The following is a 10,145-nucleotide window of genomic DNA, read 5'->3' on the forward strand; positions in this document are numbered from 1 at the left end:
CGTGCTGCACAATGCTCTGGTGCAAAACCAGACAACTAGTGACTCTTGGCAGCAACTGCTCGAAATGCCACGAAAGTCTTGGTGGGCCCGGCTGCCGTTCGGCGTACGGATGGCGACCGGCACCAGTGCGCTGCTGATCGCGATCGGCGGTGGGGCGGCCGGTATCGCCGCGCTCACCACGGACCACAAGGACACACCGCCGCAGATCGTCACCGCCGTCGGGCAACCGGCCCAGGCCGCGCCCCGGGAGGCCGCCGGGGGTCCGGCACCGGCCGCGCCGCCACCCGTGATGGCGCCTCGGACCAGCGACGACGAGGTGCGGCGCACGGCCGCGAACGAGAAGGCCGACCGCACCAGCACCCGAGATCCACGATCGCCGGTCGCGGCCTCGAGCCTGACGAATTCGGACTCGGCAGCGACGAAGAAGGCCCCCGCACCAAAGGCTCCGGTCACCACGACCCGCACCGACGTGGAGACGAACGAGATCCCGTTCCGGACTCGCCTGGTGCGCGACCCTTCGCTGCCGCGCGGCACGAAGCAGGTGCAGACCCAGGGCGTACCGGGGGTGCAGACGCTGCGGTATCTGGTCACCCTCGTCGACGGCAAGCAGGTCGACCGGAAGCTGCTCGACACGACGGTCACCCGCGAGCCGCAACATCGCGTCGTCGCGTACGGGTCGGCGCGCCGGGGCGGCGACATGAACCACGACCGGCGATGCGAATTCCGGGTCTGCATGCCGTTCGGCCGCAAGATCTGCGAGCGGAACGCGCGGGACGAGAGCGCCCTGCAACTGGGCGGTTCGGTCGTGGTGCTGGACCGCGACGTCGAACTCCTCAACCCGGAAACCCTGGACGGCATGTCCGGCGTGACCTGCTGAGCGCAAAAAGGGGCTGAGCCGCGGCAAGATCGGCAGCACAATGCCGGAGTGAATGATTTCGATGCGCTGCTTGCCGAGGCCGAAGCCGTGCCGCTCGAGGGCTGGGATTTCTCCTGGTTCGCCGGGCGCGCCACCGAGGAACGGCCGTCCTGGGGCTACGCCGACCGGGTCGCCGATCGGCTGACCAGGGCCACTGCCGCCCTGGACGTGCAGACCGGCGGGGGCGAGGTGATGGCGTACGCGCTGGGAACCGCACGCCCCTCGATGCTGGTGGCGGTGGAGGCCTGGCCACCGAATGTCGGGGTCGCCGCACGCACCCTGGCCCCGTTCGGCGGCCGCGTGATCCACTCGGACCGGATCCCGTTCCGCGACGGCACGTTCGACCTGGTCACGAGCCGGCATCCGGTGGACACGCCGTGGCCGGAGATCGCCCGGGTGCTGCGGCCGGGCGGCGTCTTCCTGTCCCAGCAGATCGGCGCGGGCACCAATCGCGAGCTGGCCGAGGCGATGATGGGCCCGCTGCCGGCGCCCGAGCGGCAGCATCCGGGCGAAGCCGCCGAGGCCGCCGGTCTGGAGGTTCTCGAGGTGCGTTCGGAGAGCCTGCGCGCCGAGTTCTACGACGTCGGCGCGGTCGCGCATTTCCTGCGCAAGGTGGTGTGGACGGTGCCCGGCTTCGAGATCGGGAAGTATCGCGATCGGCTGCGTGCGGTGCACCACGAGATCAACGACAAAGGCAAGTTCGTCTCGTACGCTCGTCGGGTGTTGATCGAGGCTCGGAGGAACGCCCGGTGACTGCTGAAGCTCCCACGATTCTGGCCACCAGCGCGGGTTTCGAGCGCGGACCCGACGGCGACCGGCGACCCGGCAAGATCCATCGGTTCGCTGCGGAACTGGCCGGGACGCGTACGCCGAAGATCTGTTTTCTGACCCAGGCCATGGGTGACCAGGCCGAGCGGATCGCGCTGCACTATGCGGGGTTCGCCGGGACCGAGTTCAGCGCGACGCACCTGCAGCTGTTCCCGATGCCGAACCACGCCGACGTCCGTGGCCACCTGCTCAGCCAGGACATCATCTGGGTCGACGGCGGGAGCGTGGCCAACCTGGTCGCCGTCTGGCGGGTGCACGGGCTCGACGAGATCCTGCACGAGGCGTGGCAGTCGGGTGTGGTGCTCGGCGGCGTCTCGGCCGGCTCGATCTGCTGGCATCAGGGCGGCAGCACCGACAGCTTCGGATCGGACCTGCGCGCCTTCACCGACGGGCTGGGCTGGCTGCCCTACAGCAACGGCGTGCACTACGACGGCGAAGAGCTGCGGCGGCCCAAGATGCACGAGTTCATCGGCGACGGCACGCTGGGCGACGGATACGCGACCGACGACGGCGCCGGGCTGGTGTATCGGGGCACGACCCTCGCGGAAGTCGTCGCGGACCGGGCCGGACCCCGGGGTTACGAGCTGAAAAGGGCAGCGGACGGCTCGGTACGCGAGACACCGCTGCCCACCAGGCTCCTTCAGCCGGCGTAGTGCAGGATCACGTTGTGCACGTGGTGGGTCTTCTCGGTACCGCGGAACTCGACCTCGTAGCTGTGCTGGCCCACCATGATGGCGATGGTGCCGCTGGAGAAGAACTGGCCGGCCCAGCTCTTGTTGCTGACCACGCTGACGCTGCTGACCTTCGAGTACGGGATGCTCGTGATCGCGATGCGCTTCCCGACGAAGGACTTGTCCTGAATGATGATGCGCCGGTTGGTCAGCCCGATGAAGCCGGTGCCGGCACCGATCGCGTCGTAGACGGCGATGATCTCCTCGCCGTCCAGTAAGCCGCTCTGGACCTGCTCGAACTGGCCCTTGTTGTCGTAGATAGCGTCAGCCATGGCCAGAGCGTAGCGATCGTCCGCTATTGCGCGGCGGTCACCGTCCGGTAGAAGTCCTCGATGCGTGCGGCAAGCGTTACCTCACCGTCCGTGATCGCCTCGGCGTCACGATCGCCTAGCAGGATCTGAGTGTGACCGTCCTGGCGCCGGATAAGCGGGCGAATGTGAAGTGTGTCCGCCGCCACCTTGATCCGCTCGGTCAATGCGGCATGCTGACTCTCGTCGCACGCGAGTTCGCGCTTCAACTGGACACCGTCCTGCGTCCACCCGCTCAACAGCGCTAACGCGTCGGACAGGTAGTCGGAGCGGTCTACCCGCCTTCTTCTGGCCCGCATCTCCGCACCCTCCAGGCGTCGTTGCCGGCTTGTGGCCAAACTGTCGCCGTGTCGTCATGGTCGGTGCCCACAGTCTTGCCTTCAGTCGCAATCATGTCCACGCCCACATATACGTGTTTGCGTGACGATCGGGACGCCTCGGGCAACCTGAACGGCAAGATTTTGTGGAAAGCTCTCATCCCATGGCGGGGGAGCAACAAGTTAAAACCGTTCAGTCACGCAAGGTGATCGTGGCTGCGGTCATCATCACAGACGGTCGTGTGCTCGCGTGCGAACGGGCGTCACCGCCCGAGGTGGCCGGCCGCTGGGAGTTTCCCGGCGGCAAGGTCGAGGCGGGCGAGACCGATCAGCAGGCGCTGGCCCGTGAGTGCTTCGAGGAGCTCGGCGTCCGGGTCGCGGTCGGCGAGCGGGTCGGACCGGACGTTCCGTTGGCGCACGGTCGCGCGGTGTTGCGCGTGTACGCCGTACGGCTGCTGGAGGGTGACGTCCCGCAGGCGCTGGAGCATTCGGCCATGCGCTGGTTGTCCGCGGACGAGCTGGACAGCGTCCCGTGGCTGCCCGCGGACAAACCGATCGTCGCCGAACTGCCCGCCCTACTGTGAATAGGTCTTGCGCAGCTCGCGTTTGAGCACCTTGTGGCTGGGCCCCAGCGGCAGCGACTCCACGAAACGCACCTGGCGCGGGTACTTGTGCCGGCCGAGCTTCTCCTTCGACCATTCGATGAGCTCGTCGGCCGTGATGCCGCCCGGGTCCGGCACGATGACCGCGCAGATCTCCTCGCCGTGCACCGCGTCCGGGATGCCGATCACCGCGACCTGCAGCACGGCCGGATGCCGCGCCAGCGCCTCCTCGACCTCACGCGGGTAGACGTTGAAGCCACCCCGGATGACCAGGTCCTTCTTGCGGTCGACGATGGTGATGAATCCCGCCGCGTCGCGGGTGCCCAGGTCGCCGGTGCGGAACCACCCGTCGACCAGCGCGAGCGACGTCGCCTCGTCGTTGTTCAGATATCCGGCGAAGACGTTGTGCCCGCGGATCACGATCTCGCCGAGCTCGCCGTCGTCCATCAGCTCGATCCGGTCGTCGATCTCCGGGCGCGCGATCTCCACGTCGACGCCCCAGATCGGGTGCCCGATGGTGCCGGCCCGGGTGCCGAACGCGGGCTGGTTGGTGGTCGCGGTCGGCGAGGTCTCGGACAGGCCGTACCCCTCGTAGACCGTGGCGTGGAAGACCTCGCGGAACTTCTCCAGCACGGCGACCGGCAGCGCGGCGCCGCCGGAGATGCACAGCCGCAGGTCGGGGAGGCGATCCGCCTTCGAAGCGGCCTCCAGCAATCCGATGTACATGGTCGGGACGCCGTGGAAGATCGTCACCTTCTCCCGGACCATGATGTCGATCGCGGCCTCGCCGGTGAATCGGGCCTGCAAGACGATGGTGCCGCCCAGCCGGAACGTGCCGTTCATGCCGACCGTCTGGCCGAACGTGTGGAACAGCGGCAGGCAGCCCATCACCACGTCGTCGTCGAACAGCTCGTGCACGTCGAAGACGTTCACCACCGTGTTCATCACCAGGTTGAGGTGGGTGAGCAGAGCGCCCTTCGGCTTGCCGGTGGTCCCGCTGGTGTAGAACACCACCGCGACGTCCTCGGCCTCAGTGCTTTCGTACGTCCGTAGCGGCGCGACACCCGCAGCGGCGTCCTCGAGCCGGCGCACGCCCGCGTCCGGCCCGACCGAGACCACGTCGACGTCCGCGAGCTTTCCGGCGGCGGTGGCCGCGGCGAGCTGGCTGGCATGCGCGACCAGCAGTTTCGCCTGGCTGTCCCGCAGGATGTAGGCGTTCTCCTCCGGGGTGAGCAGCAGGTGCATCGGCACGATGGTGGCGCCGACCGCCAGCGCGGCGTAGTAGACGCGGGGGAAGTCCGCGAGGTTGGGGATCTGGATGGCCACCGTGTCGCCGCGGCCGATGCCCAGTTCACGCAGGCCGGCCGCGTAGGACAGGGTCTGCGTCCATAAGTCGCGGTAGGTGATCCGCTCGGTGGTCGCGGTGTCGATCACGGCGATCTTGTCGGGAAATTTTCGAGCCGCCTCGGCCAGGACGGTGGCCAGCGACAACATCGTCATGCTAAATGCCCTCCGATCTTCGTGTACCCCCGCAGCAAATCCCGCGAGATGATCAACCGCTGCATCTCGTCGGTACCTTCATAGATACGCATCAGTCGGACCTGGCGGTACCACCGTTCGATGGGGAGTTCCCGCGTGTACCCCATCCCGCCGTGGATCTGCATCACCCGGTCGACCACGTCGTTGACCATCGCGGCCCCGTACAGCTTGGCCATCGACGACGCGTGCCGCGGGTCCCAGCCCTGGTCAACCGTCCAGGCGGCCTTGAGGATCAGCCATCGCGCCGCCTCCAGCTCGACCTCGGAGTCCGCGAGCATCCACTGGATCGCCTGGTTCTCGCCGATCTTCTTGCCGAACGTCTCGCGCGTGTTCGCGTACTCGACCGCCATGCCCAAGGCCCGCTCGGCGATGCCCAGCGCGGTCGACGGAATGATGTATCGGCCCTTGCCGATCCACTCCATGCCCAGCTGGAAGCCCTTGCCGATCTCGCCGAGCACGTTGCGGTGCGGCACCCGGACGTCGTCGAAGACGAGCGCGGCCGGACCGCCCTCGCCCATCGTCTGGATGAACTCGCTGCGCCAGCCCATCGACCGGTCGACCAGGAACGCCGTGGTGCCGCCGCCGCGCACACCCTTCTCCGGGTCGGTGACCGCGACGACCATCGCGAAGTCGGCGTCGTTGCCGTTGGTGATGAACGTCTTCTCGCCGGTGAGGACCCAGTCGTCGCCGTCGCGGCGGGCGCGCAGCTTGATGTTCGCGGCGTCCGACCCGGCGCCCGGCTCGGTGATCGCGAAGCAGGAGATCCGCTCGCCCTCGATGGTGGGCAGCAGATACTCCTTCTTCTGCTCCTCGTTGGCGTAGTACAGGATGTTGTCCGCCTCGCCGCCGAACCGGAACTGGATGAAGGTGCGGCCCACCTCGGTCCAGATCAGCGACTGCAGGACGGCGGGCAGGTTCATCCCGCCGTACTCCTCCGGGGTGGACAGACCCCAGAAGCCGAATTTCTTGGCCTTGAGCTGAAGCTCGCGCAGAACGCCGCGCTCCAGGCCGGGCTCCTGGCGGCGCTCGCGCAGCAGAGCCTCCTGCTCCAGCGGCATGACCTCGCGAGTGATGAATTGCCGGGCGGTATCGCGAATCGCACGTTCCTCGTCGGTGAGCGAGAAGTCCATGGGCTTAAACTAGCGGCGTAAGTTTTGCCGGTCCAGTATTTAGGGGAATCCATGGCTCGCCCCAGACAGGCGCTTCTGACCCGGCAGCGGATCGTCGATGCGGCCGCTGAGCTGGTCGACGAGGAAGGGCTGGAAGCGCTCTCGGTGCGCCGGCTTGCCACCGAGTTGGGCGTACAAGGGCCGTCTTTATATAATCATTTTGCCACTAAAGCCGACATTGTGGACGCGGTTGCCGACTCGGTCATCGAACAGGTCGACGTGTCCGCGTTCGGGGCTTTCCCATGGCCGGAGGCACTGCGCCGGTGGGCGCTGTCGTACCATGCCGTGCTCGTCGCGCATCCGAACGTCGTTCCGGTGCTGGCGCAGGGGCCCGGTCGACGGCCGTTCGCGCTCGCGATGGCCGACACCGTCTACGGCGCGCTCATCGACGCCGGTTTCAGCCCGGCCCGCGCCACCCACATCGGTGCCCTGATGCGCTATCTGGTCACCGGATCCGCCCTCGGGTCGTTCGCGCTCGGTTTCCACATCGACCCGTCGCTCTACGAACGTTATCCACACCTGCATCGCGCGCACCGCCTCGCGGCGCATCATGTAGCGGTGGATGAGGGCGCCTTCGCGCTCGGACTGGACCTGCTGATCAACGGCCTGGAGGTAGGGACTCACCGATGACCTCGCATCTCTATATCGGCGGCAAGTGGGTCGCCCCCGCCTCCACCGACACCATCCCCGTGGAAAATCCGGCGACCGAGGAGGAGATCGCGAGGGTGCCGTCCGGCACGGCGACCGACGTCGATCGCGCTGTCGCCGCGGCTCGTGCCGCCTTCGACGGCTGGGCCGGCCTGCCGATGGTTTCGCGTGCCGGCTTCCTCGACCGATTACATGGCTGCCTGTCCACCCGTGCCGAGAAGATCGCCCGCACCATCGGGCTCGAGATGGGCGCACCCCTCAAGATCGCGTCGAGGGTCCAGACCGGCCTTCCACTTGCGGTCCTCCGGTCGTACGCCGATCTCGCCGCTCGCCCGGCGCCCGCGGAAACCGTGGGAAATTCGCTGGTCGTGCACGAACCGGTCGGCGTGGTCGGCGCGATCACCCCGTGGAACTATCCGTTGCAGCAGGTCATGGCCAAGGTGGCGGCGGCGCTCGCGGCCGGCTGCACGGTCGTGCTCAAGCCCAGTGAGCTGACCCCGCTGGTGGCGTACCTGCTGGCCGAGGCGGCCGACGAGGCCGGCCTGCCGGCGGGCGTGTTCAACCTGGTCACCGGCACCGGCCCGGTGGTCGGCGCGGCGCTCGCCGGGCACCCCGACGTCGACATGGTCTCGTTCACCGGTTCCACCGCGACGGGCCGTTTCATCTCGCACGCCGCGGCCGACCGCATCGCCCGGGTGTCGCTCGAGCTCGGTGGCAAGTCGGCCAACGTGATCCTCTCTGACGCCGACGTCACCAAGGCCGTGAAGATCGGTGTTGGCAACGCGCTGCTCAACTCCGGCCAGACGTGTACGGCGTGGACCCGCATGCTCGTACACCACGATTTGTACGACGAGGCGGTCGCGCTGGCCGCCAAGACCGCCGCGGGCTACTCGTTGGGTGATCCGTTCGACGAGTCCACCAGGCTGGGCCCGGTTGTCTCCGCCGCCCAGCGTGCGCGAGTTCTTGGTTTTGTCGAGCGCGCGACGGCGCGGTTGGTCACCGGCGGACCGGACGCACCGGTGCCGGCCGTCGGGCATTTCGTTGCTCCGACCGTCTTCGCCGATGTCGACCCGTCCAGCGAACTCGCCCAAGAAGAGATCTTCGGGCCGGTGCTGTCGATCATCCCGTTCGGCAGCGACGACGAGGCCGTCGACATCGCCAACAATTCCCGGTACGGGCTGGCCGGCGGCGTGTGGGGCAGCGACGAACGGGCGTTGGCCGTGGCCCGGCGCCTCCGAACCGGCGCGGTCGACGTCAACGGCGGCGCGTTCAACCCGCTGGCACCGTTCGGCGGCTACAAGCAGTCCGGCATCGGACGCGAGCTGGGTTCGCACGGCCTGGCCGAATTCCAGCAGGTAAAGGCGATTCAGCGATGACGGCATACTTCAACGGCGTGGTGGTCCGCGAGCCCGGCGCGCGGCCGTCGGTGGCCGAGTTACGGCTCCCCGAGATCGGGCGAGGTCGGGTCCGGGTGCGGATCCGGGCGGCCGGCGTCTGCCACTCCGACCTGTCCATGGTGAACGGGACGATCCGGCCGGCATATCCGCTGGTGCTCGGGCACGAGGCGGCCGGCGAGGTGGTCGAGGCCGGCGAGCACGTCACCCGCGCCGCGGTCGGCGACCTCGTGGTCCTCAACTGGCAGCCGCCGTGCCGCACGTGCTGGTTCTGCCGGCAGGGCGAGCCGTGGCTGTGCTCGACGTCGTCCGGCGCGGCCTCGCTGGCGAACGGGGTGACGCTCGACGGCGTACCGGTGCAGGTGGCGTTGGGCCTCGGCGCGTTCGCCGACCAGGTGGTCGCCCCCGAGAACGCGGTCATCCGGGTGCCGCAGTCGCTCGGCGCGGATGTCGCGGCGCTGCTCAGTTGCGGTGTGCTGACCGGTACCGGCGCGGTCCGCAACACGGCCCAGGTGGCCGCGGGTGAATCGGTCGTGGTGATCGGCCTGGGCGGGGTGGGCTTGTCGGTGGTGGCGGCCGCACGGGCGGCAGGCGCCTCCGACGTGATCGCCGTCGACGTCTCGTCGGCGAAGGCAGACCTGGCCTTGGCGGCCGGCGCCACCGACTTCGTGGTCTCGTCCGACACTCTGTCCAAAGAGATCCGATCCCGTACGTCGGGTCGCGGCGCCGACCACGCCTTCGAGTGCGTGGGCCGTTCGCAGACGATCCGCGCCGCGTGGCGGGCCACCCGTCGCGGCGGCAAGGTGACGGTGGTCGGCATGGGCGCGAACGACGACCTGGTCTCGCTGTCGGCCCTCGACATCTTCTCCTCGTCGCGCACGCTGCGCTCATCGGTGTACGGCCAGGCCGACCAGGACGTGGCGATCCCTTCGCTCGCGTCGGACGTCATGTCGGGCGTCCTCAAACTGGACTACCTGATCACCGACCGCATCAAGCTTTCCGACGTGCCGCTGGCGTTCGAGCAGATGGCCCGCGGCGAGGGCGCCCGTTCCGTGGTCCTCTGGTGAGGCCGGCGCCGGGCGAGGTGCTGCACTTCTCCGAGGACCCGACGATCACGCGCTTCGAGCCGCACGTGGCCGCGACGTCGAGCCAACCGGAGGCGTACGTCTGGGCGGTGGATGCCTCGCAGGCGCCGAGCTATTGGTTTCCCCGGCAGTGCCCGCGCGCCATGGCCTGGGCCGGCCCGTCGACGTCCGATGTAGACCGTGACCGCATCGTCGGCGCCGGTTGCGGCGAGCGGGTCCACGCCATCGAGTACGCGTGGTGGGAGGCGATGCGGACGACCACGCTGTACGCGTACCGTTTCGCGGCCGACCAGTTCCGCCCGATCGCGTCCCTGTACACCGAGCCTTATGCCCAGGTGGCGACCTCGCCGGTGGTGCCACTGGCCGCGCCGTCACCGGTGGGCAACTTGATCGAGTGCCACGCGCGGGCGGGCATCCAGCTGCGCCTGCTGGACAACCTGTGGCCGTTCTGGGACGAGGTCCGGGGGAGCACGCTCGCCTTCAGCGGCATCCGCCTACGAAACGCCAGCCCGCGTGCGGTCGCCGTGTCACCGTCGGACCTCTCTACTCGCCCTCGATGCCTTGGGTGGTCCGAATCCACTCCTTGATACCGGCAGGCCGTTCCGCCT

12 protein-coding genes are annotated in these 10,145 nt (G+C 68.5%); 8 read left to right on the plus strand and 4 right to left on the minus strand.

Translation table 11 applies throughout. From position 1 onward, the window contains the following. Positions 1 to 64: 64 nt before the first annotated feature. From HH310_RS04360 to HH310_RS04370, 3 genes are read left to right on the plus strand one after another with little or no spacing between them, the layout of a single operon-like run. Positions 65 to 877 (plus strand): G5 domain-containing protein, encoded by an 813-nt coding sequence (locus HH310_RS04360; protein ID WP_169174066.1) that lies wholly within the window; start codon positions 65 to 67, stop codon positions 875 to 877. A gap of 48 nt (positions 878 to 925) precedes the next feature. Continuing rightward, complete coding sequence (locus HH310_RS04365) at positions 926 to 1,669, plus strand: class I SAM-dependent methyltransferase (RefSeq protein ID WP_169174067.1); 744 nt, start codon at positions 926 to 928, stop codon at positions 1,667 to 1,669. After that, positions 1,666 to 2,397 (plus strand): peptidase E, encoded by a 732-nt coding sequence (locus tag HH310_RS04370; RefSeq protein WP_169174068.1) that lies wholly within the window; start codon positions 1,666 to 1,668, stop codon positions 2,395 to 2,397. The genes HH310_RS04365 and HH310_RS04370 overlap by 4 nt, the downstream gene beginning before the upstream one ends. Here the strand turns inward: HH310_RS04370 and HH310_RS04375 are convergent. Continuing rightward, a complete protein-coding gene (locus tag HH310_RS04375) occupies positions 2,385 to 2,747 on the minus strand; it encodes a PH domain-containing protein (RefSeq protein ID WP_169174069.1) in 363 nt (120 codons plus the stop codon). The two genes, HH310_RS04370 and HH310_RS04375, sit on opposite strands and share 13 nt — an antisense overlap. 23 nt (positions 2,748 to 2,770) lie before the next feature. Continuing rightward, a complete protein-coding gene (locus HH310_RS04380) occupies positions 2,771 to 3,082 on the minus strand; it encodes a 4a-hydroxytetrahydrobiopterin dehydratase (protein WP_169174070.1) in 312 nt (103 codons plus the stop codon). A 182-nt stretch (positions 3,083 to 3,264) separates the two neighbouring features. On the opposite strand from HH310_RS04380, the gene HH310_RS04385 reads away from it, so the two are divergent. Beyond that, positions 3,265 to 3,684: a (deoxy)nucleoside triphosphate pyrophosphohydrolase gene (locus HH310_RS04385; protein WP_211191713.1), complete on the plus strand. Its 420-nt coding sequence runs from the start codon at positions 3,265 to 3,267 to the stop codon at positions 3,682 to 3,684. Here the strand turns inward: HH310_RS04385 and HH310_RS04390 are convergent. After that, entirely contained in the window at positions 3,676 to 5,202 is a 1,527-nt protein-coding gene (locus tag HH310_RS04390; protein WP_169174072.1) for a long-chain fatty acid--CoA ligase, read from the minus strand. The two genes, HH310_RS04385 and HH310_RS04390, sit on opposite strands and share 9 nt — an antisense overlap. Next, on the minus strand, positions 5,199 to 6,371 hold the full coding sequence (locus tag HH310_RS04395; RefSeq protein ID WP_169174073.1) for an acyl-CoA dehydrogenase family protein: 1,173 nt from the start codon (positions 6,369 to 6,371) through the stop codon (positions 5,199 to 5,201). Before HH310_RS04395 ends, HH310_RS04390 begins: the two co-directional genes overlap by 4 nt. A 51-nt stretch (positions 6,372 to 6,422) precedes the next feature. On the opposite strand from HH310_RS04395, the gene HH310_RS04400 reads away from it, so the two are divergent. Genes HH310_RS04400 through HH310_RS04415 form a run of 4 tightly spaced genes read left to right on the plus strand, consistent with a single transcriptional unit; the run spans position 6,423 to position 10,124 of the window. After that, the gene (locus HH310_RS04400; RefSeq protein WP_169174340.1) at positions 6,423 to 7,040 is read left to right on the plus strand and encodes a TetR family transcriptional regulator; all 618 of its coding nucleotides are present in this window, start codon (positions 6,423 to 6,425) and stop codon (positions 7,038 to 7,040) included. Further along, positions 7,037 to 8,434 carry an aldehyde dehydrogenase family protein gene (locus HH310_RS04405; RefSeq protein ID WP_169174074.1) on the plus strand — a complete coding sequence of 466 codons (1,398 nt, stop codon included), beginning with the start codon at positions 7,037 to 7,039 and terminating at the stop codon, positions 8,432 to 8,434. Before HH310_RS04400 ends, HH310_RS04405 begins: the two co-directional genes overlap by 4 nt. After that, positions 8,431 to 9,519, plus strand: coding sequence for an alcohol dehydrogenase catalytic domain-containing protein (locus HH310_RS04410; protein ID WP_211191714.1), 1,089 nt, complete (start codon positions 8,431 to 8,433; stop codon positions 9,517 to 9,519). The genes HH310_RS04405 and HH310_RS04410 overlap by 4 nt, the downstream gene beginning before the upstream one ends. Then, complete coding sequence (locus HH310_RS04415; RefSeq protein WP_312033827.1) at positions 9,516 to 10,124, plus strand: DUF6886 family protein; 609 nt, start codon at positions 9,516 to 9,518, stop codon at positions 10,122 to 10,124. The genes HH310_RS04410 and HH310_RS04415 overlap by 4 nt, the downstream gene beginning before the upstream one ends. Positions 10,125 to 10,145: the final 21 nt, after the last annotated feature.

The sequence above is a fragment of the Actinoplanes sp. TBRC 11911 genome, assembly GCF_012933445.1.
Taxonomy (GTDB): Bacteria; Actinomycetota; Actinomycetes; order Mycobacteriales; family Micromonosporaceae; genus Actinoplanes.